The organism is Haladaptatus sp. HS23 (assembly GCF_056892285.1).
Genome location: NZ_JBXGLH010000003.1, coordinates 109,539 through 133,676 on the forward strand (window position 1 = coordinate 109,539; position 24,138 = coordinate 133,676).

The window sequence follows — 24,138 nt, forward strand, 5'->3', positions numbered from 1 at the left end:
ATCGTGACAATCCTTCCACCATTCGTGGAACGTGGAGGCGATACTCGACTTCCGCCGCCGACGGTACGCTTCGGCTATCAGACGACTGGGATAGCGAGCCTCCGCCTACTCCGCTATCGACGTGCAGAAGTTCTCCACGATTCGCTTCCCCGCGTCAGTGAGGATGCTCTCCGGATGGAACTGCACGCCGAAGTGCGGCCGGTCGACGTGCTGGACGCCCATCACGACATCCTCCTCGACGTCGTCTTCGGCGGTGTATGCCGTCCCCCTCAGTTCGGGCGGGAGGTCGTCGCCGACGGCAAGCGAGTGATACCGACCCACCTCGAACGGGTCGTCGATACCTTCGTACAGGTCGGAGCCGTCGTGGCGGATGTAGGAGGACTTGCCGTGGATTACCTCCGGGGCATGTTCGACGGTCGCTCCGTGTGCCGCACACAGCGCTTGATGACCCAGACAGACACCGAGCGCGGGATAATCCGTCTCAGCGAAGACGTCCATCGAGACGCCCGCATCGTCGGGCGTTCCCGGTCCCGGCGAGACGACGATGCCGTCCGGGTCGAGGTCGCGGATTCCCGCAACGTCGATTGCGTCGTTCCGCCAAACCGCGACGTCGTGAAATTCGCCGACGTACTGGGCGAGGTTGTACGCGAACGAGTCGTAGTTGTCGACGATGAGGATCATCAGTCACCTTCCAGGGGTTCGTTCGTCGGTTCGACGGCGAACGACCCGCGTTCGCCCAGCGATTCGTCGACGGCCGTCACGAGTGCCCGTGCCTTATCCAGCGTCTCCCGATACTCTTCCTCCGGAACGGAATCGTGGACGACACCAGCACCGACGCGCAGTCGGTACTCGCCGCCGTGCCGGACCAGCGTCCGGATGGTGATGTTCAACGTCGCTCGACCGTCGAACCCGAAGACGCCGATACTCCCGGTGTAGGGCCCACGGCGTGTCGTCTCTACCTCGTCGATGATCTCCATGGTCCGGGGTTTCGGCGCGCCGGTGATGGTACCGCCGGGGAACACCGCCGCGACGGCGTCAGCGAGGGTCGCGTCTTCGCGGAGTCGTCCTTCGACCAGCGAAACCAGGTGCATCACCTCCGAGTAACGGTCGACACGGCGGTACTCCGCGACGTCGACGGTCCCGTACTCGCTCACTTTCCCGAGGTCGTTTCGCTCGAGGTCGACGAGCATCGCGTGTTCGGCGCGCTCCTTTTCGTCCGTGCGGAGGTCCGCCGCTAGTTTCACATCCTCGTCGTGCGTGTCGCCGCGCGGTCTCGTTCCGGCGATGGGTTCGGTGAGCAGTCGGTCGCCGTCGACGTCCAGCAGCAGTTCCGGGCTGGCACTGATGAGATCGATGTTCGGAAACTCCAGCAGACCGGAGTACGGCGCGGGATTCACTCTGCGCACCGCGTCGAAGGTCCGGACGGGATGAACCGCCACGGGTGCGACCAGCCTGTGGGAGACGTTGGTCTGAAACGTGTCGCCGTCACGGACGTACCGCTTGACGGTTCGAACTCGGTCAGTGAACGCCGCTTCACCACACTCGCTCTCGAACGTCGCCGATCGATCGGTACTCGGGAGCGATGGGACGTGTCGCTCCCCGCGGAGCGCGGCGTCGGCGAGTGCCAGCGCTCTCTCCCGTCCTTCCTCGTAGGCCGCACCCGGTGCTCCGTCGACGAGCGGGCACGCGGTCACCCGAAATCGTACCTCGCCGTCGTGTGGTTCCTTCCAAGCCGCGACGCGATCGAACACCCCCAACTGGAGGTGCGGTAGGCCATCCGGGGTCGTCGTCGCCGGTACGTCCTCCAACTCCCGCGCGATGTCGTACGATAACCACCCGAACGCGCCACACGGGTACGGGACGTCACAGTTCCCCCGGACGAGGTGTTCGCGCTCGAGTAACGCATCGATCGCCTCGATGCTAGGGCTGCCGTCGTCACACGGTATCGCGTCCGCGTTCACCTGCAGGCGTTCGACCGGGTCGAGCCCGAAATACCCCCACCCCGACTGTCCGCCGGTGGTTTCGAGGTAGAATCCGTCGGCGTCGGACGACCGGGCGCGGCGATAGGCCTCGAACGGGTCGGAGACGGTGATCTGTACCTCGACCGGTACTCGGGCGTCGAGCGGTGCCGAGTCTGCGGTCTCGACGAACTGTTCCTCTTCGGTGATGACGGTTGGTTCTCGCATTTCGTACGCTGTCCTCCACGAGAGCCGGGTACTGGCCCCCGATACTACCGTTTACCACCACGCACTGATTCCCACAAAAACCTTGCGTGGGCCGTCGGTCCGACCGAATTCTGCACCGGAGCGTCGCGACGAGGTGCCGACGACGGCGCGAATATTCGTCACCACTTCAAGGGGTTAACTATTCCCCATACCCACCTATATTATTCGAACTCGATGTCGATACCCGAGCGTGCGCTAGGCAGCGGAGTCGCCTCTGGCCAGCGTATCGACGTGCCGGAAGTCCACGCGAACGATGGGCAATCGAACCCGAACGGCATCACCTACGACAGCGAGTACACGAACTATGACTACGATAATCGACGGTAACGAGATTGCGGACGGAATCAGAGCCGACGTGAAGACGTGCGCGAATCAGTTGGCCGACGAGGGGGTGACGCCCGGATTGGCGACGGTACTGATGAGCACGGACGGGGCCAGCGAGACGTACGTCTCGATGAAACAGCGGGCCTGCGAGGAGGTCGGTATCGAGGGAATCCACCACGAAATCGAGCCAGACGAACCGGCCGAAACCCTGTTCGACCGTATCGACCAACTGAACGAGGACCCCGCCGTCGACGGAATCCTGGTCCAGATGCCCGTTCCGGAGCACATCGAAAAACGGGCGGTTTTGGAACGCATCGACCCAACGAAGGACGTCGACGGCTTCCATCCGGAGAACGTCGGGCGATTGGTCGCGGGAAACGCCCGTTACAAACCCTGTACGCCCCACGGCGTACAGAAGATACTTGTGGCGTGCGACATCGATACCGAAGGCAAGGACGCCGTCATCGTCGGCCGTTCCGACATCGTCGGCAAGCCGATGGCGAACCTGCTCATCCAACGGGACGAGGGAGGTAATGCGACCACGACCGTCTGTCACTCCCGGACCGACGATCTCGCCGCCAAGACCCGCGGTGCCGATATCGTCGTCGCCGCGGCCGGCGTTCCCGAGATGATAGATGGCGACATGCTCTCGGAGGGTGTGACCGTCATCGACGTGGGAATCAGTCGCGTCACTGCCGATAACGAGAAGGGCTACGAACTCGTCGGCGACGTCGACTTCGAGAGCGCCGAGGAGAAGGCGAGCGCTATCACCCCCGTTCCGGGCGGTGTCGGGCCGCTCACGATTGCGATGCTCATGTACAACACCGTCAAGGCGGCGAGCCTGCGGTCGGGCGTCTCCATCGACCTCCCGTAGCGTCGGGCGAGCGAGCGAGCGGGAAAGCGGTCGTCAGTGCGTCTCGACGGCACCGCATTCCGGACAGGTTATCTCGACGCCATCGGTTGCATCCGCCCGCTGTGCGATGACGTCGTGACTCGCACCACACTGTTTGTGCATGTAGATTCGGTGGTTCGCGTGACTGTCCAACAGGATATCGTCGTTCTCGTTCGGAAGCACTATTCCGTGACAGTATTGACATCCTCCCCGCGCTAAAGCGCGAGGATTCCCCCGATTTGGGATATTACGGTTCGCGGTTAACGACTTGTTCTCGCGGGGCGAACCGGCCCTCGCTACAATCGAACAAGCGCACCGCTGGCTGTGCCAACCAGCCGTTATCCCTATCTCCCCCATCACAGGCGAGATTCGGGAGTACTTTCTGTCTGATGTTCTCCGCACCATTACTGTCGGCGTTCGCAACCAACCCACACTCACACACGTATAAGCCTCGCTGAACGCGTTGGCGGTCGTCCGACCGACCACACGCTGAACACGTTTTCGACGTGTTGCGCTCAGACTTCGTGACGACAATAATACCACGTTCCTCCGCTTTGTATACAAGCATCGACTTCAAGCGGTCGAACGCCCATCCATGTAGGTCAAGATTGCCGTGTGTGCCCCAATTTCGGGCGTCACCCTTTTCATCCTCGCGAATCCCGCCAAGATCTCCGACAACAATCGTTCCAACGCCTCTTTCGGCACATTCAACAACGATGTCCTTCGAGAGTGTGTGTAAGAAATGTGTCCGACGGTCGGTACGCTTTGTGTCAAGACGGCGGGCTTCGCGTGACGCCGAGTTGTCTGTCTCGGCGCGTTTCTTGGCGAAGTAGTATTCGTCTTCTTTGAGCGCACCACCCGGGTACAGTACGGATTCATCGCCATACGAGATGGTAGCGAGATTGCAGATACCGAGGTCGATGCCTGCTATGCCGTCACCGGGTGATTCTCGGTCGTCAATTGTGACTCGGCAGACGAAATGCAACCGCCAAATGCCGTGTTCGTATACTGCACGGATTTGTTGAACGTTTTCGATGGTTCTGCCGGCCGGGCCGATGGCATCGTATTCGCACAGAATGAAGTCCCCCCGACTTGCTTTGAGGTTCTTGCCTTTTGAGAGACGGACTCGGTTGTTGTGCCTGTCGTGCTTGAAGCCCGCCGTTTTGAACGTGATCGTTGACCGTGGGTGGTCGTCGTTGTGTTTGCGGTAGCCGGGCGGATTCGCGTTCGTGTCCCCGTTTCGGCGCTTGCCGTACCAACTGGTGAACGCCTCACCGAGTTCTTCAAGAACTCGTTGACTCGACTGCGAATGGAGGTCGGCGTAGCGTTCGTGGGTCTTGAGGTAGGCCATAAGCGCGTTCGCACCGGGGATGTGGCCGCAAGCATTCCAGACTCGTTGGGCCGTCCATCGGCCAACGTTCCAGAGCTTGCTAGCGGCGAATCCGAGCGAATCGAGATCGTCGCGCACCTGCGAGTAGTTGCAGATACGGGCGCGATAGGTTCGCGTAACGACCTGTTTCGCCATACGTAATCTATATCAGGGCAGATACTTAACCTCGATCCATGCGGAGTGAAAGTGAACACGACGCGAGGAATACTCGGCCTTGATTTCGGCGACGGCTGTCGAATACGGTGTCAGATTCATCCCCTCTCCAAAGGATGGGGCTTTCTCCTCGAATCTCCGTATCCCGTGAGTCACCGCGACAACCAGACGGGGCCGTCCGACTGCCGACGTATTCGAACGATGAATCGACGGAACATCCGTCGTTCCCCGAAGCTACTTTCCCATTCCCTCCCGACGGAACACACGAAATCGATGACAGACACGACACTGATGCAGGGACGACCGCTCGCAGACGATTTACGTGCACGGACGAGCGAACGACTCGACGTGCTCCGGAATCGGGGCGTCACACCGACGCTCGGAACGGTACTGATGAGCGACGACGGGGCCGACGAGGCGTTCATGGACCGAAAGCACGATTTATGCGATGCGGTCGGAATACCGACGAAACGGGTCAACGTTCCGCCAGACGCGCCAGCGGAGGAACTCTACCGAGCGGTCGAGCGGCTAGGTGCGGACGAAGACGTGACGGCGCTGTTCGTGCAGATACCCCTCCCGGAACACGTCGACGAACCCGCGGTCAGAAATCGCGTACCGCCGGCAAAGGACGTCGATTGCTTCGCGCCCGTGAACCTGGGGCGTCTCGTCGTCGGTTCCCCGCGTGTGATACCCGCCACTCCCGCCGCCGTGTTGCGACTTCTTGCCGCCTACGACGTCGGAACGAGGGGTCGAGACGTGGTCATCGTCGGTCGGAACACCGCTATCTGTAAGCCGCTCGCGAACCTGCTGCTCGCTCGCGGTTCGGATGGCGACGCGACGGTCACGGTTTGTCACACTGCGACGACGGACCTGGGGGCCAAGACCCGCGAGGCCGATATTCTGGTGACGGCCGCAGGCGCTCCACGACTGATCGACGAATCGATGGTTTCGGCGGGAGTTTCCGTTGTCGACATCAGCGTCAACCGCGTCGAGACCGACGACGAGAGGGGCTACGAACTCGTCGGCGACGTCGACTTCGAGAGCGTCAGGGAGAAAGCGAGCGCCATCACGCCCGTCCCGGGCGGCGTCGGGCCCCTGACGCTCGAACTGATTCTGCGTAACGTCGTCGACGTCACGGCGAGACAAACGTGAGATGGCCGTACTCGTCCGATCAGCGGGAACGGTACCGCGATTCCACAACCGACACATGATTTGTCATTTTGTGGTCGGGAACATCGGCCGTGGAAAAGAACCACAACGCATTGACGTTCCGTCATGTCTGTGTGGAGGCGGAAGGTGAACACGGCAGGGAGTCAAAATTGCCGAACCGCGTCAAGGGTCACCGGTTGGACCGATATCATTCTCCGACAGTTAGGAACCGGGTTCGACGAGTGAGCATTACAGGCGTAGTTTTGTAATCCCGTTTGACCTCGTCACCACATCGATGTGAGTTCGATGTCATCATGGACGCCACTTATATTGTCCTATTTGCACAATACAATGGTCACAATTCCAATCATCCATTTAGCACCTTCTGAAGTGGTCGACGTAAACAGCGTTGGTAACGCGCGTCTTTTCGACGGGTTCCGACGACATGATGAAATCCTCGGACCGTCTCGGCCACCCACAAACATCAAATCCCCGTCAGAACGGTATGAAGTATACAAACCGTTATACGTCTATTTTGCCGCCGAACTATAGAACACCAACTCATATACGTCATTTTTCGTCATCGAAAGCAGAGAAAACAAGGGATAATTTATTCCACCCGATATTGCCATACATCCACAATACAGTGTTTAGTTGTTGGCAGTCATACCGTTTTGACGTGGTTGTGAAGCGTCCCGATGTTCTCGATATCGATTTCGATGTGGTCGCCCGCCGCGAGCGTAAATTCGTCGGGCGGGACGAGCGACGTGCCGGTCAGTAGCACCGCTAACTCCGGCACCGAGTCGTTCCGGGTGAGATACGAAACCAGTTCCTCGCAGGTTCGAGCCATCCGTGACGTCGACGTCGAACCATCGAACATCGTCTCCCCATCGCGTTCGATGCGCATCGTCATCGTCACGTCGCGGGGGTCGCCGACGGTTTCCGGCGAGGCGATACACGGCCCGATGGCACAACAGCGGTCGAATATCTTCGCCTGCGGAAGGTAGAGCGGGTTTTGCCCCTCCAGCGACCGGCTGCTCATGTCGTTTCCGACCGTGTACCCGACGACGTTCCCGCGGGCGACGACGACTGCCAATTCGGGTTCCGGAACGTCCCACTCGGAATCGGAACGGATACCGACGGCCTCCCCCGGTCCCACCGTTCGATTAGGTGTGGCCTTGAAGAACAGTTCCGGTCTGTCGTTCTCGAACGCGCCCTGATACATCGAGGAGCGCCCGCTCTCCTCGTTGCGGGCGTCGTTGCTCGTCTCGTACGTCACGCCGGCAGCCCAAACCTCGTCGGGAACCGCCGGGCGGTCCGACTCCGACGCGAGTTCGGTGGCATCTAACAACGGTGCGTCGTCGAGGTGATTTCGACACACGTCGTCCACGTCCGTTCCGATGGCGACGGCGGCCAGCGCCAACTCGCGGAACGAGGAGATACCCGTGACGGCGGTGAGGTCGTACGCCTTCTCCTCCTCTCGGGCGAGGAGACGGGGACCATCATCCGACGAGATGCGGTGGTAGCGCATAGCAGATAGTAGAGGTTTGACTCATTAAGGTTCAATGGCAAATGGGGGAGCCAAAAGAACGGAGTGATTCACGCGCATACGTTCGGATGATGCCCGAAACCTACACCAACTACGTCGACGGAGAGTGGAGAGAATCGGAATCGGGCGAACAGTTCGAAGTCCACAATCCGGCAGATACGGAGGAAATCGTCGCGCAGTTCCCGCAATCGACCGTCGGGGACGCACGAGGTGCGGTCGAAGCGGCGGCCGCGGCACAGGAGGCGTGGGCCGACACGCCCGGACCGACTCGCGGGAAGGTGTTGCGTGCGACGGCGAAACGCATGGACGCCCGCGAGGACGAACTCACCGAAACGATGGTTCGCGAGGAGGGAAAGACCCGAGCGGAGGCGAACGCCGAGGTGAATCGCGCCATCGACATCTTCTACTACTACGCCGAACGGGCGATGGATTACGCCGGAACCCGGCGGCTACCAAGTTCCGAGGACCAGAACCTCTACACGATACGCGAACCCATCGGCGTCGCCGGACTCATCACGCCGTGGAACTACCCCATCGCCATCCCGTCGTGGAAGACCGCACCGGCGTTGGCGACCGGAAACACGGTCGTGCTCAAACCCGCGATGGACGCGCCGACGGTCTTCGCGAAAGTGGTCGAGTGCATCGACGAGGCCATCGACGAGTTCGACGTCCCGGACGGTATCTTCAACTTCGTCGCGGGAAGCGGCGAGGACGTCGGAAACGCCATCATCGAACACGAGGACGTCGATGCCGTCTCTTTCACCGGGAGTCAGTCCATCGGCGAGATGGTGTACGAACAGGCGACGGACGCCCACAAGCGAGCACAGACCGAGATGGGAAGCAAAAACCCGACCGTGGTCGCGCCGAGCGCCGACCTCGAAACGGCGGTCGAAATCGTCGGCGGCGGCGCGTTCGGCGTCACCGGACAGGCGTGTACGGCGACCGAACGCGTCATCGTCCACGATTCGATGTACGAGGACTTCGTGAACGAACTCGTGGAGTACGCCGAGAACCTCGACATCGGCCCCGGTCTGGACGACCCCGACATGGGACCGCACGTCTCGGAGAACGAACTCGACTCCACGCTCGAATACGTCGAAACGGGGAAGAAGGAAGGAGCCACGTTGGAGTACGGCGGTGAGAAACTCGACGACGGGGAACACGAAAGCGGCTACTTCATCGAACCGACGATATTCTCCGACGTCGAGTCGGACATGCAAATCATGCAGGAGGAGGTGTTCGGCCCGTTCGTCGGCGTCACGTCGTACAGCGACTTCGACGAGGCGGTCGGACTCGTCAACGACGTGGAGTTCGGCCTCTCCGCGGGCGTCGTCACGGACGACCACTCCGAAGCGAACCGCTTCGTGCAGGACGCGGACTTCGGCATCCTGAAAGTCAACGAGAAGACGACCGGCCTCGAACTGCACGTCCCGTTCGGCGGCATGAACGCCTCTTCGAGCGAGACGTATCGCGAGCAAGGAGAGGAAGGGATGGACTACTTCACCATCATCAAGACCGTCTACGACAACTACTGACGACGGTTTCGAACCGATTTTTTAGTTCGTCATTCCCTATGACTGTCGGTGAAAAAGACCGTCAGACGGTCGCTTCTAACCACCCCGTTTGCGGATGAGGAAAAGACAGTGGCGTTTCTTGCTGACCGCTGCGTCACCACGATAACCGACGTAAATCCCCGAATCCGAATCCGCTTAAATCGCTGTCCAACCGCCGTCGACGAACAGCAGTTCGCCGGTGATGTAGTCGGCGTCGTCGCTCGCGAGGAAGAGCGCGGGTCCGGCGATGTCCTCCGGATATCCCGCCCGGCCGAGCGGAACCGGTTTGATGAAGCCACCTTCGCCAGCAGCGTCCTGCGCTTCGTCGCTCCACCCTTCCGTGAACTCCGTGGCGATTTGGCCGGGCGCGACGGCGTTGACGCGGATGCCGTGTTCGGCGAGTTCGAGCGCCGTCCCCTTCGTTATCATCTCGATAGCGCCCTTGGTCGAGTCGTACTGCACCTGGTCGTGCTGGGCGACTTCCGAACTGATGGACGCGGTGTTGACGATACAGCCTTCTTCCCCTCGGTCAATCATGTCCCTGGCGGCGGCCTGCGTGCCGAAGAAGTAGCCCCGGATGTTCGTGTGATGGAGTTCGTCGAATGCCTCCTGTTCGACGTCAAGGAAGGGTTCGCTGTGTTGCATCGCGGCGTTGTTCACCATCACGTCCACGCCGCCGTACTCGCGGGCCGCCTCGACCACGGCTTCCAGTTCGCCGGGTTTGGAGACATCGGTTTGGACGAACTCCGCCGTGCCTTTGTGCTCGTCCACGATTTTCTCGTGTGTTGGCTCGCCGTCGGATTTCGGCTCCTCGCGCACGTCGGCGTTGATGACCGTCGCTCCCGCCTCACCGAATCGAAGCGCGATTGCGCGGCCGATACCCGAACTCGCACCGGTGACGATGACCGTTTCCCCGTCGTAATCGAAGTGAACGGCTCCCATGGCTAGCGAAGTAGGAGAGGGAGGGTGGTAAGTATACTCGTTGCATTCGAAAGCGAGACCCTTCGAAACGGCGACACACCGGGAGAAGTCGTCAGTGTTCCCGAATCGATTTCGGCCGGATGACCCCCGGACGGTCGATGGCGAGTCGGTCGCCGATACGGATGGTCTCGAAGACGCGGGGATACTCGTACGACGAGAGGTATTTGCGGAGCGCCTTCGGGTCCGCTTCGACCCCGCGCCACACGTCCCAGTGGACCGGCGCGAAGCGGTCGAGCGAGAGCGCATTGACCGCTTCGGCGACCTGTTTCCCGTCGTTGTACCAATCGGTGACGTAGGTTTCGCCGTCCTCGGTGTGATAGATGTTCCCGGTCGTTCCGTGAGCGAGAACGCCGAGGTCGATGTCGAACTCGTCCCCGATTTCGTGAACGCACCCCGCGGTCAAGCCACAGGGCTTCCTGCTTCGACGACGTGCTTTGCATCCACCCGTCCCGAATGACGAGTGAACGCAGGGAGCACAGTCTGCACAGGCGTTGATTCGGACCGTCCCGGCCCTACATGAAGAGATAGTTTGCTGAGTCCCCTGTCGAGGATGTTCTTTGCCGCATTCAAGTCCCGGTCTTCCGTGTGACCGCACGCCGGACACGAATGTTCCCGAACCCACAGCGGTTTTGAGGTTTCCACACCGCACTGGTTGCACTCTTTCGTCGTCCCGCGAGCATCGACACGAACAACGTTCGTACCGTACAGGTCGCCTTTGTATTCCAGCAAACCGAGGAACCGCGACCATGCCGCGTCCTGTTTGTTCTTCGCCGACTGTGACGTTTCGAGCATCGGCTTCACGTCCAAGTCTTCGACCGCCACTACGTCGTACGCTTTGACCAGCCACGTCGAAAGTTTGTGCTGAAAGTCGAGCACCTTCCATCGGATGCGTCGTTTCGCACGGGCGACGTTCTGGCGCTGTTTCTCCCAGTTGGCCGAACCGTGTTCCTTGCGGTCAAGTGAGCGTTGTTCGCGGGCGTACTGTTCGTACTCCGTTTCGAGGTCCAAACACTCTACTGAAAGACCCTCGGATGTGTGAACGTACGACTGGATGCCGAGGTCTACGCCGGTACAGTCGGAACGGTCAATGTCCGATGGTTCGGGTTTTTCGGGTGACTCGACTTCGATCACGAAACAGGCGAACCATGCGCCTGTGCGTTCTTTCTTGAGAATGGCGCGTTTGACGTCTTTGGTGTCGGGCAAGTCGCGATGTGCTCGTATCGGTATCTCACCGATTTTCGAGAGGATGAGCGTCCCAAAGTCGTGACCCGTCGTGTGATTGACGTTGAAGCCTTCTGACTGGTACGCCACTGACCGAAACTCGCCTGCACCTTGCCACTTGAGCCGCCCTGTCTTGCGACCGTTCTCGCGGTGCTTTTTGAGCACCGTCTGGTCTTTTTGGATTTGACTCACGGTCTGTTGGGCCGCGTGTGCCGACACTTCGGCGAACAACGGCCATCGTCGTTTCCACTCGGTGAGTTTCCGATGTTGATTGTAGGCGGTTGGACGGTCGTTCCGCGGTGCTCGGTAGTAGTCGCGGACAGCGTGATTTCGAATCTGTCGGTGAACCTCGATGTGACGCCATGCTTCGCTGGCCGTGTTTTCGTCTGGATAGGCACGAAAGCGAAGCGTGAGGTCCATTCCTATTCGGCCTCTTTTTCTTGCTGGTCACGGATGGCTTTTTGAAGCAATCCGCTTGGAGAGAGATGTGGTTGGTTGTCCAGCCACTCGCCGAGGTCGTCTGGAACCGTTACTGTGTACTTCCGGGACACACTTCATGTATGTGCTGGCACTGCTTAAGCGTTTCTAACACGTACTAAAGTATGGAAGTTCGACGGGGAACCACACTGTCTATACAATTACCAATCACTTCGTCTTGTGTCCGAAGTACCGGCACGCCATCCTCAATGAGATTGAGTTGTCGTTGGAACGAGGTATCCAAGAGATAGCCGAACGGTACGGATACCACATTCTCTCGCTGCATATCGTCTCGGATCATGTTCACCTGTTTCTATCGGTTCACCCCAAATACGCCCCGAGCAAGATTGTCCGAACAATCAAAAGTATCACCACACGGGAAGTGTGGAAACAACACGAGCCGGTATTGTCGAGAGTGTTCTGGGATGGAGGTTTTTGCAAACGGTCGTTCTATGTGGGGACGGCCAGGGAAATGAGCAGTCGGACTGTAGAGTGAAACATCAAACGCACGGAGCATGTCTAAATCAAGCGTACGTGATTCATCCTCAGATCAAGCCACGAGGCACTCTCGCTGTATTTTCTGTATAGGAAATGATTGTACACTTGCCGAGACAGGTCACGGTGGGTGTCGGACGGGTCGAGTTTGTATCGGTAGTTGTAGCATATCGTCTACTCGCCGGAATCGGGTTCTGACACACGAACAATTTTCACATCCGCACCGAGCCACCGACGTGGAACATAGACGGAGCGCCCTCACCGGCTAGACAAATATCCACGTCCACGAGTCCGTATCCTTTTATTTCTACTTTTTCATAAATATTTTTATTCATTGAGAGAAATGAATCGATGCACAGGCCTGCGGGACAGCAATATCACAGACAAGCAAAACGATGACGCGCGTTGCCAGATTCAGTAAGAATTTGGCTAGCAATTAGAAATCGTCGATTTCTGATGACGCTGTATCCTCGCTGCTTGCGGAGGAGGTTATTGTACTTATATTCCAAATAACGCGATTGCCACTGTTTGAGGTCGGTTCCATCAGTATCGGTCGAAAATCGTCTGTCGGGATCAGTGAACGCTGAGTTCGTCGTCCGCTTCGACCTCGTCGCTCGCCCATCGAAGGACGAAACTCACGCTCTCTTCGGACCCGGAGTCCATCAGCGAGGAGTCCGAATCGACGGCGACGCTGAACGAAACCGTCTCCGGCGGGTTCATCGTCGCGCTCTCGTTCCCGACGAGGAGCGTCACCTTCTGCGTGTTCGTCGATTCGAGCGACTCCGACGGGGAACTCTCCACCGAGTCCGTCGTGGAACCAGGTTCCCGAGACTCGTTCGTTCGGATACCCGTCTCGGAGTGACCAGTCCCATCGGAACGACCCGTTCCGTCGGAATCCAGTTTGTCCGCGAACTCGCGCAGGTACGTCGCGATTTCCGACCTGCTCTTTTCGAACTCGGCTTCCAGTTCTGCCATACCCTCGATTGCCGAAGCCTCTCATTAACAATACTGGTTGCAATAACAAGCTCGCTTTATCTAACAGCGGACGGTGGCTCACGACCGACGTTCAGCCGCGTGGCTGCACATCCTCACTCGTAGGTGCGGCCGCCGACCCGGTGGTCCTCGATGTAGTCCCAATCGTACTCGACGCCCAATCCGGGACCGTTCGGGACGGGAACGGTGCCGTCGTCGTCGATGGCGTCGAGGTCGTCCACGTAGTCGCCCTCGTACACGGGCGGCGTCGTGTTTTCGCAGTCGGGATGGACGAGTGCCATCTCGTAGTAGTTGGCGTTCCGAATCGCCGCCATACAGTGGCGTTGTGCGGGACCGGGCGAATGAATCTCCACGTCGATGCCGAAGCCCTCGGCCATGTGTGCGATTTTCATCGCGCCAGTGATACCCGCGTCGTAGACGGGGTCCGCGCGGAGGAAGTCGGTCGCCTCGTTTCGCAGGAAATCGGTGTGGCTCTCCAACCCCCGGACGTGTTCGGTCTGCAACAGCGGCGTGTCTATCTGCTGGCGGAGTTTTCGGTAGGCGTACTGCGAGATGCCGCCGTCGCGGTACGGGTCTTCGTACCAGTAGAACTCCTCCTCGTCGCACGCGCGACCGACTTGCAAGGCGTCACCGAACGTCTCGTACTCGCACGCGGGGTCCAACATCAGGTCCATGTCGTCGCCGACGCGCTCGCCGACCGCGTGGACCGTTGCGATTTCGCGGTCGATGTCCCGACGCTCGTCGCTCCCGCCCCAGCCGTGAATTTTGAAGCCGGGAAACCCGCGTTCGAGACATGCCTCGGCGAAATCGGCGTAGGCACCGGGCGAGTCCAGACCGCCGTTGTCGTCGGCATGGTACGTCGATGCGTAGGTCGGGAGGCGCGTTCGGTACGACCCGAGCAGTTCGTGAATCGGCGCGTCGTAGCGTTTGCCCGCGAGGTCCCACAGCGCGATATCCACGGGTCCGATTCCCATTCGGTCGTACTTCCTGAGGCCGCGTTTCATCTCGGACCACAGTCGTTCGCGGCGGAGCGGGTCCGCACCGACGAGGTGGTCAGCGATTTCGTTGATTTGGGCGAACGCGGGCGAGTTCCCGCCGACGAACTCCCCCGTGAAACCCTCGTCGGTGTGAATCTCGATGGCGAACAGGCTCCGGTCAGTCGTCGAATCCGGGTCGTAGACGAGGTTGAAGCCGTCGTCCGACCCGACGTTTTCGATGGGATAGGAGAACTCGGTCGATTCGATTCTCGAAATCTCCATGTGGCGTCTACGGTTTCCGTCCGGGTAAGATTTGTAGCCGCGTTCGCCGGGTCCGGCGTTGGCAGGCACGAGGCTTAACACCGAAACTGTCGTAGTGTACGATCACGCGTCCCTGCCAGCGTGGAAGAGAGATATCGGATAGGAAAATCGGACAGGAAACGGGAGAAGGAACGAGCAAACGACCGATTTCGAAACCGATCACGATAACTCACAAAACCATGTCAACGACAATCGCCGTCCTCGGGTCGGGATACGCCGGGGTCGCGGCCGTACAGAGCCTCGAAGACGAGTTGGAGGAGGAGAACGCCGATATCGTCTGGATATCGGAGACGAACCATCACTTAGTGTTACACGAGGTCCACCGGTGCATACGGAAACCGGCGGTCCGTGACAAAGTCGTCATTCCGATAGACGACCTCAAATCGGAGGACACGGAGTTCGTCCACGGGACGGTCAGCGACCTCGACGTGAACGACCACGTCGTCCATATCGAAGGGGAGGATTCCATCGACTACGATTACTGCATCGTCTGTCTCGGCAGCCAGACTGCGTTTTACGGTATCGATGGATTGGCGGACCACGCGCTCACGCTCAAGAGCCTCGGCGACGCGATGACGATTCACCAGCAGGTCATGGCGGCCGCGACGGATGCGACCGAAGACGACCCAGCACAGGTGGTCATCGGCGGTGCCGGACTGACCGGCATCCAAACCGCGGGCGAGGTGGCCGCGTTGCGCGACGAACGCGACGTCCCCATCGAGATACGACTCATCGAGATGGCGGACGAAATCTTCCCGGGACACGACCACGAGTTCCAAGGGGCGATTCGGAACGAACTCGAACGGAAGGATATCGACATCATGACGGGTGCGACGGTGTCCGAAGTGGACGACACGACGATTCAGTTCGAGGGGAAAGACCCGCTCCAGTACGACGTGTTCGTGTGGGCCGGTGGCGTGCAAGGAGACGACGCGCTTTCCGACGTCGATATCGAGAAGGATCACAACCGCGCCTACGCGAATTCGACGTTCAAAACGAGCGACGACCGCGTTCTCGCCATCGGCGACGCGGCGCTCGTCGAACAGGATGCGGAGGGCGGACCGCTCTCCGAACAGGACGCGTGGGAAGCCGTCGTCCACCCCGACACAGACGACGTTCCCCCACCGACGGCCGAAGCGGCCATGGAGGAAGGAGAACACGTCGGCGAGAACGTGGCGCGCATGATAGCGGGGGGCGAACCCGTCCACTGGTCGTACATCAACAAGGGCACGCTGGTCTCCGTCGGAGACAGGGCGGTCGCACACGACGTCATCGGCATCCCGCTCAACACGTTCGGCGGGCCGGGAGCCCGTATGCTCAAGAAGGCGATATCCGCCCGGTGGATAGGGAAATCGTACTCGTGGGTAGCGGCGGCAAGAGCGTGGAACGACATGTAAATCGCCTCGGAGTGAAGCCCCGAGGCTTTCGCGTGGACTCCCGTTCTATGCCTCAACCGAGGCAGGGGGTACGTACTCCCCGCTCACGTTCAGCGTCCCGCGATTCAAGCGCACATCTACGGGTGCGCCTCCATCGTCTGCGTTTTGCCGACGACGGAGATACTGCAAACCGATGTTCTTCGAGGCGTTGTAGTCGGCATGGTTTTTGTACCTGCATTTTTGGCACTCGAACGATTCTTGGTGGCGATTGTCGTCGTGAGTAAACCCACACGCCGAACAACGCCTCGACGTGTTGCGTGGGTCAACTTGCACGGATTTAACGCCGTGTTCTTCGGCTTTGTATTCGACGTACTCGTAGAGGCGTCGAAACGCCCACACGTGTTGCCACGTTGCCTCTGGAATGTTCTCACGGATGTGGGTCAGGTTCTCGAAGACGATGTGCGAACAGCCGTTCTTAACGGCCTCCCTGATGAGTTCATTCGCTACCGTGTGCAGGTGTATCTCGAACCGACCGTATTCTTTCTGCCCAATAGACTCGATGTTTTCGTGGGCGTATCGTGACCCGCACTGCTGGAGAGAGCCACGGCGTTTTTCGTATACTCGACGCCAGTGGTTGAACTCATCTGCCGACCAGAATCGTCCCGTTGAGGCGACCGCGAGGTTATTGACGCCCAAATCCACACCAAGAACTGTTCTGTGCTCGGTGTTGGATTCGGGCGTCTCATCATCTTCGACCTTCCGCATCGAAGCGTGGAGATACCACTCGCCATCGCGGTACTGCAAGTGTGCCATCCGAAACTCGAAGTTCTCGTCGGTAACGTACTTCGTTGGTGGCGTCTCAACATCATCAGGGAGGATGTAGTCACACTCGACGCGCCCGTCTACGGTGGATAGCGAAACATAGTCGCGGTGGAAGGTCGCGCTGCGCTTGTCGTAGACCGCACTGTCTGCCGAAAAGTAGGGCTTCGACGTATCCTCACCACGTTTAAGGCGTTCGACTCCGCTTTTGACGGCTTCGACAGCCCGTCGAATCCCTTTTTGGACGAGGTTGGCGGTCAGGTCGGTTTCATTGCGGAGTCGGTCATAGAGGGCGCGTTCTGCTTTGGCTTTCGAGATGACGTGGTAACCGTCGTCGCCGTGCCAGCACCACTGGCTTGCGGTATTGGCGCAGTGTTTGAACTGCTCGACAGTCTCGCGGAGCAAGGAATTGGCTCCGTCGGGCGTGTCGAGTTTGATGACGGCGGTACGACGGTATTCCACTGTGGTTCACATATTAGGCTGTGGTTACTTAAATTTAGGGAGTCAGCCTTGCCATCTGGAGTGGTTAGTGGTATTGAGTGTCGGCTTCTTTCCCGACTTTAAGGGATAGGGCATCCATCTCGTACCACCTATGAATCTGACGGCGACGCAAACAGAGGGTTCCAGAGTAGGACAGGGATAGTGATATGACTGGAGATGAAGTGTATATAGATGGGTTCGTTTACGCCGATTTCGGAGTATGGAGTTATCGGGAATTTGGAGACGTGCGTCCTCGTGAGCACTGACGCATCGATAGATTGGGCGTGTTTCCCGAGCGTGAACTCGTCGAGCGTTTTCGCCGGGATTCTCGATGCTGACCGAGGTGGGCAGTTCGGCATCTCGCCCGTCGAGGAGTACGAGGCTAGCCAACAGTATCTCAGCCACACGAACGTCCTCCAAACGACGTTTCGGACGTCGTCAGGCGAGTGCGTCGTCACCGACTTCATGCCTGTCGTCGGGGAGGGAGTCGCAGAGGACTATCCGAGTTACGCCGTCTACCGGCAGGTGACGTGTACCGAGGGGTCGGTCGATATCGACGTGGAGTTCCGCCCTCGCTTCGATTACGCTCGCGCCGAGACCAGCCTCGAAACTACGTCGGGTGGGATTCAAGCGACTAGCGACGACGAACGTGCATTCCTCTCGACGACGAGGAACATGTACATCGAGGACGGCATCGCCCACGCGACGTACGCGCTCGACGAGAACGAGAGCGACTGGTACGTGTTCCAGTACGACACCCACGAACCGATGAGTCACAGGGCCTGTGAAGAGGTACTCGACGAAACCGCCGAGTATTGGCGGGAATGGAGCCACACCTGCGAGCGGTCCGAGTGCCCCTTCGACGAATTAGGACACGACCACATCGTTCGGTCGGGACTCGTCCTCAAACTCCTCACGCGGTTGGACACCGGAAGCATCTGTGCGGCCCCGACGACGTCGTTGCCGGAGAGCATCGGCGGAGTTCGGAACTGGGATTATCGGTACAGTTGGATTCGAGACAGCGCGTTCACGATTCGTGCACTGACGCATCTCGGGCACGCCGAAGAGGCGGAGGCCTATCTCGACCACTTCCTCGACCTCAGTCGCTCGACCAACCCGAGGAGTCTCCAGCCGTTGTACGGCCTGAAGCGCCAATCCGACATTCCCGAGGAGCAACTCGGCCACCTCGCAGGCTACCGCGGGTCGAAACCAGTTCGGATAGGGAACGACGCCGCGAACCAGTTTCAACTCGACATCTACGGCGAACTCGTACAGTCGGTTTACCAGTTGGTCGGGACGGAGAGAGGAATCAGCGAAGACGACTGGGACGCCGTCTACGACATCGTCGAATACGTCTGTCGCAGGTGGGACGAACCGGACTCGGGTATCTGGGAGCCACGGCGGGAAAAGCGCCACTACGTGTACTCGAAGGTGATGTGCTGGGTGGCGCTGGACCGCGCTATCGACATGGCCGAAAAGGAGGGGTTCGACGCACCGAAGACACGCTGGCGGGACTACCGTTCCGATATCAAGGAGGCGGTCATCGAACGGGGGTTCGACGAGGAGAAAAACAGCTTCACGCAGACGTTCGAGGGCGATACCATCGACGCGACGGGGCTCTTGATTCCGCTGATGGGCTTCCTCCCGATAGACGACGACCGGGTACAGGGAACCATCGAAACGGTCAGGGAGACGCTCACCACACCGGAGGGATTCGTGTACCGGTACAACGAAGGGGGAGACCAGTTGCCCGGCGACGAAGGGGCCTTCCTGCTCTGTTCGTTCTGGCTCGCCTCGGTGCTCGCTCGCTCCGGTCGAGTGGACGAGGCGCGTGAGATACACAACAACGTCTTGAACTATTCGAGCCCGGTGGGACTCCTCGCCGAGCAAGTGGACGTCGAACGGGGACAGCAGTTGGGGAACTTCCCGCAGGCGTTCAGCCACATCGGTCTCATCAACAGCGCGCTTTACATCGCGGAGGAAGAAGACGACGAGTTCACGTTCGATTCCGCCGGAATCGAGGGGGACCCGTACGGACACGGGCCGGAAAACCGGGACTGAGCGGAAGCGAGTCGTCTATTTTGCGGATGACGACGGACGTCGACGTGTCGTTACCCGTCGTTTTCGAGTACTTCTGCCGAGTCGTCCCTCGGCTGATAGCCGATCGACTTGAGCGTGTGAGTGAGCGAGAGACAGCGCTCGTCGTTTCGGGAAATTGCGTGTGCCGTGACCGGGTTCGTCGGGATGTCGGCGAATGCGGCGGACCGTAACGCGTCGTGACAGTCGCGGGGGCTAAGCCACATCGCACGCGCAAAGCGAGCGTACGCCTCCGGATACGACGAATCGGGGTCCTCTTGACTTTCCCGAAGGTTCTCGCGCGTCATCAGCCACCCGATGCGGAGGTTCACCGCTTCGATGCCGCTCTGACTGGCGAAGCGGTTGCCGATGGCTTCGCTCGACACTTTCGTCACGCCGTACCACGAATCGGGATGCGGTCGGGCATCGTGGTTGACGACCGGCGTGTCCTCCAGCAACGTTTCGGGTTCGTCGGCGGCTACGGTTTCGTTCCCGTTGATGGCGTGGTTCGAACTCGCGTAGACCACCCGGTCGAGTCCGTTCTCGACCGCCGCTTTGTACGCGTTGTACGTCCCCTCGATGTTCACCGTATGGACGTCGTCCCAGTCGGCGTACGGGGAGGGATTCGCTGCGAGGTGAATGAGAACGTCCTCGTCGGAGAGGGCGTCGACGAACGCGTCCCGGTTCGTCACGTCGACCGGAATACTGTCCATGTCGTCGCGCTCGTGCTGCGTGATGAGCGTGAGGTCGTGGTCGTCGAAGGCCTTCCTGACTTCCGTTCCGACGTTACCTGACGCGCCCGTGACGGCAATTCGGGTCATATCGGATTGTCGTGAGCGAGACACACATAAATAATGGCCGAACGGGACGACCACCCGTTACAGGCGGCCCAAGAGGAGGTCGGTGTCCTCGATGCCGTCGATGACGTACTCCATGAACTGGTTCGCCTTCGCCCCGTCCACGAGGCGGTGGTCGTAGGAGAGGCTGAGGTCTATCTGCGGTCGTACCTCGACCTCGCCGTCTTCGGTGGCGACCGGTTCCTCTCGAATCCGTCCGATACCCATGATGGCGACTTCGGGGTAGTTGATGATGGGCGTCCCGAACGTTCGATGTTCGCCAAAGCTGGCGAGGTTGGTTACGGTGAAGGTGCCGTCCTGCATGTCGGCCGCGTCGATGGACCGCTCGCGCGCCCGTTCGGTGAGGTCCGACAGCTCCCGTGCCACCTCGACGATGGACTTGCTGTCGATGTCCTTGATGACGGGAACCATGAGTCCGCTCTCGGTGTGGGTCGCACACCCGACGTTGTAGTAGTACTTCTCCACGATTTCGTCGGTCGTGTCGTCGATGCTGGCGTTCACCATCGGGAACTCCTTCAGCGCCGGAACGACCGCCTTGAGCAGAATCGGGGTGTAGGTGATGTGAACGTCGTGTTCCGCGTCGAGACGCTCCTTGAGTTCGACGAGTTCGGTGGCGTCGGCCCGGAACCCGGAGGTCAACTGCGGGACGACGGCGGCCGAGCGGGACATGTTCTCGGCGATGCGAGCGCGAAGCCCCGAGAGGTCCCGCCGTTCGGCGCGCTCCTCGTCCTCGTCGATTTCGACCGGTTCGATTTCGGTCGTCGGATGCTCGATGGCGTAGGTCGCATCGCCACCCGCTTCGGCCGTCTCGCCCGTCGTTCCGCCGGTTACCTGCGCATCGATATCGTCGCGGACGACGCGTCCGTTCGGTCCCGACCCGTCGATGTCCGATAGGTCGACGCCCTGCTCGCGGGCGTAGGCTCGGGTTCGCGGTGCCGCGAACACCCGGTCTTCCGACGTCGTGGGCGACTGTGACTCCTCGCCCTCTGTTTCGCTTTCGGCTTCCTCCTCGGCTTGGCTTTCTTCGGCTTCTTCGGATTCGGGTTCCTCTGCGGCCGTTTCTTCGGATTCTTCTTCGGCTTCCGTTTCCTCCTCCGCTGCTTCTTCTTCGGTTTCCTCCGCCGGTTCCGTCTCCTCCTCGGCGTCTGCTTGGGCCTCCTCGGAACCTTCCTCATCGGCTTTCGTCTCCTGTTCGGTGTCGGCTTCTTCCGCCGCCTCCTCGGCCGCCTCGGCTACCTCACCGCCGCTCGGCGGCGAGTCCGTCTCGATGACGGCGACGACTTCGCCGACCTGTACGACGTCGCCCGGTTCGGCCCGTCGCTCCTCGACGGACCCAGGACACGGCGACGGGACGTCCGTCACCGCCTTGTCCGTCTCCACCTCGCAGAGGACGTCGTGTTCCTCGATGTCGTCGCCCTCTTCGACGTGCCACTCGACCAGTTCCGCTTCGGTCAATCCCTCTCCGGGGTCGGGGAGTTCGAACTCGTAGGCGGTCACGCCGACCACCTCCTTCGGATGGTGGTGCGGTCTTCGAACGGTTCCGCTGGGAATCGCTGACGGCCTGTCGCGTGTTCAGTACTCATAGCTCATCACCGCCTCGATGGCGAACGTCGCCCGCTCTGCGTCCGTGAGATAGTCGTCCTCGATGTCGTTGTCTGGGAAGTGAACGTCGTACCCCGTCGCTCGTTTGACGGGGGCTTTCAGTCGGTCTAGCGCGTACTCGTTGACCAGCGCCGAGAGTTCCGCGCCGAGGCCGAGGGTGCGCCGCGCCTCGTGGACGACGACGCACCGGCCGGTCTTCTTCACGGACTCCAAAATCGTCTCCACGTCGAGCGGCGAGAGCGTGACGAGGTCGATGACTTCGACGTCCGCATCGACTTCCTCCGCGGCGCTCTCGGCGTGGCGAACCATGGCCCCCCACGTGAGCACCGTCACGTCCTCGCCCTCGCGGACGGTTCGCGCTTCGTCCAACGGGAGGGTGTACTCCTCGGTCGGCACCGGCTCGTCGAATCCTCGATAGATGTGTTTCGGCTCCATGAACACGACCGGGTCGTCACACCGAATGCTCGACGCCAACAGTCCCTTGGCCTGATACGGCGTACTCGGGCAGAGGACGCGGACGCCCGGCGCGTGAATCTCGAACGTCTCGGTCGATTCCTGGTGATATTCGAGCGCCTTGATACCGCCGCCGTACGGCATCCGAATCGTCATCGGTAGTTCGATGTCACCGCCGGTCCGCTCGTACATCTTGGCGACGGCGTACATGAACTGGCCGAACGCGGGGTACGAAAAGCCCTTGAACTGGATTTCGGGGACCGGTCGGTCGTCCCGCATCGCCATTCCCACCGCGGTGCCGACGATGCCGTTTTCGGACAGCGGCGTGTCTATCACGCGGTTCGACCCGAACTCGTCGAGGAGTCCCTCCGTGGCTCGGAAGACACCGCCGATGGGTCCGATGTCGTATCCGAGGATTCGCATCGCGTCGTCCCGACTCATCTCCTGATGGAGCGTCCGGTTCACGGCCGTCACGATGTTCCAGTCTTCCGTCTCCACGTCGTCCTCGTCGGGGTCGAGCGGCGCGATTTCGACGTCGAGGTCGGGACCGTGTCCCTCCCATTGCGCCGTATCGAACTCGTCGCCGGTGAAATCGGTGAACGGGTTCTTCCCCTCCTGTTCGCGCTGGAACTCGGTTCGTTGGTGGGCCTCGCGCCACGAGGTGCCGTGGAGGTGATGGTCGAACATCCGCATCGGGTCGGTGTCAGGGACGCTCCGGGCCGTCTCGACGGCGTCGTCCACCTCGTCGTCAATCTCGTTTCGTATCTCCTCGCGCCGGTCGTCGTCGAGGAGGTTCCGGTTGCCGAGGTAGGTCGAGAACCGGTCGATGGGGTCGCGGCCCTCCCATTCGTCTTTCAGTTCGCTCTCGTCCCGGTAGAGGTCCGCGTTGTCCGAGGTGTTGTGGTTCCCCATCCGGTAGGTGACGCATTCGACCAGCGTTGGGCCGCCTCCCTCGCGGGCGCGTTCGACCGCTTCGCTCGCCGCGTCGTAGACGGCGAGAACGTCGTTGCCGTCGACGCGTTCGTGCGGAACGCCGTACGCTTCGGCTTTCTGGGCGAACGTCTCTGCGGCGGTCTGGCGCTGTGATGGTTCCGAAATCGCCCACTGGTTGTTCTGCACGACGATGACCGCCGGCGCGTCGAAGACGCCCGCGAAGTTCATCCCGTCGTGGAACGACCCCTCGCTCGTGGACCCGTCGCCGATGAAGACCATCGAGACGGTGTCCCGCTCGCGGAACCGGTCGGTCATCGCCGACCCCGCCGCGTTCGTCACGTTCACCGCGACGGGCGTGTAGTCCGGCGAGAAGTTCAGGGGAGACTCCCAGTCGCCGAGTCCCTCGGCGATGGTTTCGGGTTCCTGTCCGGTCGTCCCGAGGATTATCTTCGCCATCGGTACGTCCCAGTGGAGGAGCGCCGCGTTCTGGCGATAGGTGTAGAACAGCCAATCGTCCTCGTCCAGCGCCGCGGCGGCACCGAGCGGAGTCGCTTCCTCACCGAGTTCGCGGGCGACGAGGCTCGCTTCCCCGCTTCGCTGCATATCCAACATGGTGTCCTCCAGTCGCCGCGTCGCAACCATGGTCCGGTAAAAGTCGACGAGTTCGTCGTCTTCGAGGCTCGGAACGTCCGCCCCGTCGAGGAGGTGCCCCTCGTCGTCGAGGAGTTGGTGAAAGTCGCGCGGCGGGTCGCGCTCGGACCACTTCTCTTCAGACATGGTCGGACACCGTGAATATCGAAATCGCCGGTGGCTTCGTGTCGGTGCGGTGCGATTCGTTCGTG

Annotated in this window: 21 protein-coding genes and 2 pseudogenes; 7 read left to right on the plus strand and 16 right to left on the minus strand. The window is 60.4% G+C overall.

All coding sequences use genetic code 11. From position 1 onward, the window contains the following. Positions 1-105: 105 nt before the first annotated feature. Both AC1XDK_RS11015 and pabB read right to left on the minus strand, forming a co-directional pair. Positions 106-681 (minus strand): anthranilate synthase component II, encoded by a 576-nt coding sequence (locus AC1XDK_RS11015; protein WP_483349956.1) that lies wholly within the window; start codon positions 679-681, stop codon positions 106-108. Then, positions 681-2,186: an aminodeoxychorismate synthase, component I gene (gene pabB, locus AC1XDK_RS11020; RefSeq protein ID WP_483349957.1), complete on the minus strand. Its 1,506-nt coding sequence runs from the start codon at positions 2,184-2,186 to the stop codon at positions 681-683. Before pabB ends, AC1XDK_RS11015 begins: the two co-directional genes overlap by 1 nt. 213 nt (positions 2,187-2,399) lie before the next feature. On the opposite strand from pabB, the gene AC1XDK_RS11025 reads away from it, so the two are divergent. Next, on the plus strand, positions 2,400-2,552 hold the full coding sequence (locus AC1XDK_RS11025; RefSeq protein WP_483349958.1) for a hypothetical protein: 153 nt from the start codon (positions 2,400-2,402) through the stop codon (positions 2,550-2,552). Then, complete coding sequence (locus AC1XDK_RS11030) at positions 2,530-3,423, plus strand: bifunctional methylenetetrahydrofolate dehydrogenase/methenyltetrahydrofolate cyclohydrolase (RefSeq protein WP_483349959.1); 894 nt, start codon at positions 2,530-2,532, stop codon at positions 3,421-3,423. The genes AC1XDK_RS11025 and AC1XDK_RS11030 overlap by 23 nt, the downstream gene beginning before the upstream one ends. Before the next feature lie 33 nt (positions 3,424-3,456). Here the strand turns inward: AC1XDK_RS11030 and AC1XDK_RS11035 are convergent, their stop codons facing one another. Continuing rightward, positions 3,457-3,624, minus strand: a complete 168-nt coding sequence (locus AC1XDK_RS11035) for a hypothetical protein (protein WP_483349960.1) — start codon at positions 3,622-3,624, stop codon at positions 3,457-3,459. Positions 3,625-3,688: 64 nt separating this feature from the next. Beyond that, positions 3,689-4,966 carry an RNA-guided endonuclease InsQ/TnpB family protein gene (locus AC1XDK_RS11040; RefSeq protein ID WP_483349961.1) on the minus strand — a complete coding sequence of 426 codons (1,278 nt, stop codon included), beginning with the start codon at positions 4,964-4,966 and terminating at the stop codon, positions 3,689-3,691. A gap of 291 nt (positions 4,967-5,257) precedes the next feature. Between AC1XDK_RS11040 and AC1XDK_RS11045 the strand changes: the two genes are divergently transcribed. Then, positions 5,258-6,136, plus strand: a complete 879-nt coding sequence (locus AC1XDK_RS11045; RefSeq protein ID WP_483350245.1) for a bifunctional 5,10-methylenetetrahydrofolate dehydrogenase/5,10-methenyltetrahydrofolate cyclohydrolase — start codon at positions 5,258-5,260, stop codon at positions 6,134-6,136. A gap of 661 nt (positions 6,137-6,797) precedes the next feature. On the opposite strand, the gene AC1XDK_RS11050 is transcribed toward AC1XDK_RS11045, so the two are convergent. Beyond that, on the minus strand, positions 6,798-7,664 hold the full coding sequence (locus AC1XDK_RS11050) for a fumarylacetoacetate hydrolase family protein (RefSeq protein WP_483349962.1): 867 nt from the start codon (positions 7,662-7,664) through the stop codon (positions 6,798-6,800). 89 nt (positions 7,665-7,753) lie between these two features. Here AC1XDK_RS11050 and xacF point away from each other — a divergent pair, with 89 nt between their 5' ends. Then, positions 7,754-9,217 carry a 2,5-dioxovalerate dehydrogenase gene (xacF, locus tag AC1XDK_RS11055; RefSeq protein ID WP_483350246.1) on the plus strand — a complete coding sequence of 488 codons (1,464 nt, stop codon included), beginning with the start codon at positions 7,754-7,756 and terminating at the stop codon, positions 9,215-9,217. A 174-nt stretch (positions 9,218-9,391) separates the two neighbouring features. On the opposite strand, the gene AC1XDK_RS11060 is transcribed toward xacF, so the two are convergent. The 4 genes from AC1XDK_RS11060 to AC1XDK_RS11075 all read right to left on the minus strand — a co-directional run bounded on the left by AC1XDK_RS11060 (position 9,392) and on the right by AC1XDK_RS11075 (position 11,988). After that, positions 9,392-10,177 carry an SDR family NAD(P)-dependent oxidoreductase gene (locus tag AC1XDK_RS11060; RefSeq protein ID WP_483349963.1) on the minus strand — a complete coding sequence of 262 codons (786 nt, stop codon included), beginning with the start codon at positions 10,175-10,177 and terminating at the stop codon, positions 9,392-9,394. 91 nt (positions 10,178-10,268) lie between these two features. After that, positions 10,269-10,619, minus strand: coding sequence for a hypothetical protein (locus AC1XDK_RS11065; protein WP_483349964.1), 351 nt, complete (start codon positions 10,617-10,619; stop codon positions 10,269-10,271). Continuing rightward, positions 10,616-11,857, minus strand: a complete 1,242-nt coding sequence (locus AC1XDK_RS11070; protein ID WP_483349965.1) for an RNA-guided endonuclease InsQ/TnpB family protein — start codon at positions 11,855-11,857, stop codon at positions 10,616-10,618. Before AC1XDK_RS11070 ends, AC1XDK_RS11065 begins: the two co-directional genes overlap by 4 nt. A gap of 2 nt (positions 11,858-11,859) precedes the next feature. After that, positions 11,860-11,988, minus strand: a complete 129-nt coding sequence (locus AC1XDK_RS11075) for a hypothetical protein (protein WP_483349966.1) — start codon at positions 11,986-11,988, stop codon at positions 11,860-11,862. Positions 11,989-12,041: 53 nt separating this feature from the next. On the opposite strand from AC1XDK_RS11075, the pseudogene tnpA reads away from it, so the two are divergent. Next, positions 12,042-12,410, plus strand: a pseudogene (gene tnpA, locus AC1XDK_RS11080) (IS200/IS605 family transposase); the annotation flags it as partial. 173 nt (positions 12,411-12,583) lie between these two features. Here tnpA and AC1XDK_RS11085 read toward each other — a convergent pair. From AC1XDK_RS11085 to AC1XDK_RS11095, 3 genes and pseudogenes are all read right to left on the minus strand, one after another. Continuing rightward, positions 12,584-12,634: pseudogene (locus tag AC1XDK_RS11085) on the minus strand (hypothetical protein); the annotation flags it as partial. A gap of 348 nt (positions 12,635-12,982) precedes the next feature. Beyond that, positions 12,983-13,384, minus strand: coding sequence for an amphi-Trp domain-containing protein (locus tag AC1XDK_RS11090; RefSeq protein ID WP_483349967.1), 402 nt, complete (start codon positions 13,382-13,384; stop codon positions 12,983-12,985). A gap of 113 nt (positions 13,385-13,497) precedes the next feature. Next, a complete protein-coding gene (locus tag AC1XDK_RS11095; protein ID WP_483349968.1) occupies positions 13,498-14,661 on the minus strand; it encodes an enolase C-terminal domain-like protein in 1,164 nt (387 codons plus the stop codon). Positions 14,662-14,879: 218 nt separating this feature from the next. Between AC1XDK_RS11095 and AC1XDK_RS11100 the strand changes: the two genes are divergently transcribed. After that, positions 14,880-16,097, plus strand: a complete 1,218-nt coding sequence (locus AC1XDK_RS11100) for an NAD(P)/FAD-dependent oxidoreductase (protein WP_483349969.1) — start codon at positions 14,880-14,882, stop codon at positions 16,095-16,097. Between the two features lie 45 nt (positions 16,098-16,142). Here AC1XDK_RS11100 and AC1XDK_RS11105 read toward each other — a convergent pair whose 3' ends face one another. After that, positions 16,143-17,357, minus strand: a complete 1,215-nt coding sequence (locus AC1XDK_RS11105) for an RNA-guided endonuclease InsQ/TnpB family protein (protein ID WP_483349970.1) — start codon at positions 17,355-17,357, stop codon at positions 16,143-16,145. A gap of 210 nt (positions 17,358-17,567) precedes the next feature. Between AC1XDK_RS11105 and AC1XDK_RS11110 the strand changes: the two genes are divergently transcribed. Continuing rightward, positions 17,568-19,436, plus strand: a complete 1,869-nt coding sequence (locus AC1XDK_RS11110; RefSeq protein WP_483349971.1) for a glycoside hydrolase family 15 protein — start codon at positions 17,568-17,570, stop codon at positions 19,434-19,436. Between the two features lie 50 nt (positions 19,437-19,486). On the opposite strand, the gene AC1XDK_RS11115 is transcribed toward AC1XDK_RS11110, so the two are convergent. The 3 genes from AC1XDK_RS11115 to AC1XDK_RS11125 form a co-directional block, all read right to left on the minus strand. Next, positions 19,487-20,272 carry an NAD-dependent epimerase/dehydratase family protein gene (locus AC1XDK_RS11115; RefSeq protein WP_483349972.1) on the minus strand — a complete coding sequence of 262 codons (786 nt, stop codon included), beginning with the start codon at positions 20,270-20,272 and terminating at the stop codon, positions 19,487-19,489. 57 nt (positions 20,273-20,329) lie between these two features. After that, positions 20,330-21,805, minus strand: coding sequence for a dihydrolipoamide acetyltransferase family protein (locus AC1XDK_RS11120; protein ID WP_483349973.1), 1,476 nt, complete (start codon positions 21,803-21,805; stop codon positions 20,330-20,332). A gap of 75 nt (positions 21,806-21,880) precedes the next feature. After that, entirely contained in the window at positions 21,881-24,073 is a 2,193-nt protein-coding gene (locus AC1XDK_RS11125; RefSeq protein WP_483349974.1) for an alpha-ketoacid dehydrogenase subunit alpha/beta, read from the minus strand. Positions 24,074-24,138: the final 65 nt, after the last annotated feature.

Excerpts from the sequence above, each read along its gene's own strand:
- AC1XDK_RS11015 (WP_483349956.1), bottom strand. The coding sequence starts at position 681 with ATGATCCTCATCGTCGACAACTACGACTCGTTCGCGTACAACCTCGCC.
- pabB (WP_483349957.1), bottom strand. The coding sequence starts at position 2,186 with ATGCGAGAACCAACCGTCATCACCGAAGAGGAACAGTTCGTCGAGACC.
- AC1XDK_RS11025 (WP_483349958.1), top strand. The coding sequence starts at position 2,400 with ATGTCGATACCCGAGCGTGCGCTAGGCAGCGGAGTCGCCTCTGGCCAG.
- AC1XDK_RS11030 (WP_483349959.1), top strand. The coding sequence starts at position 2,530 with ATGACTACGATAATCGACGGTAACGAGATTGCGGACGGAATCAGAGCC.
- AC1XDK_RS11040 (WP_483349961.1), bottom strand. The coding sequence starts at position 4,966 with ATGGCGAAACAGGTCGTTACGCGAACCTATCGCGCCCGTATCTGCAAC.
- AC1XDK_RS11045 (WP_483350245.1), top strand. The coding sequence starts at position 5,258 with ATGACAGACACGACACTGATGCAGGGACGACCGCTCGCAGACGATTTA.
- AC1XDK_RS11050 (WP_483349962.1), bottom strand. The coding sequence starts at position 7,664 with ATGCGCTACCACCGCATCTCGTCGGATGATGGTCCCCGTCTCCTCGCC.
- xacF (WP_483350246.1), top strand. The coding sequence starts at position 7,754 with ATGCCCGAAACCTACACCAACTACGTCGACGGAGAGTGGAGAGAATCG.
- AC1XDK_RS11060 (WP_483349963.1), bottom strand. The coding sequence starts at position 10,177 with ATGGGAGCCGTTCACTTCGATTACGACGGGGAAACGGTCATCGTCACC.
- AC1XDK_RS11070 (WP_483349965.1), bottom strand. The coding sequence starts at position 11,857 with ATGGACCTCACGCTTCGCTTTCGTGCCTATCCAGACGAAAACACGGCC.
- AC1XDK_RS11090 (WP_483349967.1), bottom strand. The coding sequence starts at position 13,384 with ATGGCAGAACTGGAAGCCGAGTTCGAAAAGAGCAGGTCGGAAATCGCG.
- AC1XDK_RS11095 (WP_483349968.1), bottom strand. The coding sequence starts at position 14,661 with ATGGAGATTTCGAGAATCGAATCGACCGAGTTCTCCTATCCCATCGAA.
- AC1XDK_RS11100 (WP_483349969.1), top strand. The coding sequence starts at position 14,880 with ATGTCAACGACAATCGCCGTCCTCGGGTCGGGATACGCCGGGGTCGCG.
- AC1XDK_RS11110 (WP_483349971.1), top strand. The coding sequence starts at position 17,568 with ATGGGTTCGTTTACGCCGATTTCGGAGTATGGAGTTATCGGGAATTTG.
- AC1XDK_RS11115 (WP_483349972.1), bottom strand. The coding sequence starts at position 20,272 with ATGACCCGAATTGCCGTCACGGGCGCGTCAGGTAACGTCGGAACGGAA.
- AC1XDK_RS11125 (WP_483349974.1), bottom strand. The coding sequence starts at position 24,073 with ATGTCTGAAGAGAAGTGGTCCGAGCGCGACCCGCCGCGCGACTTTCAC.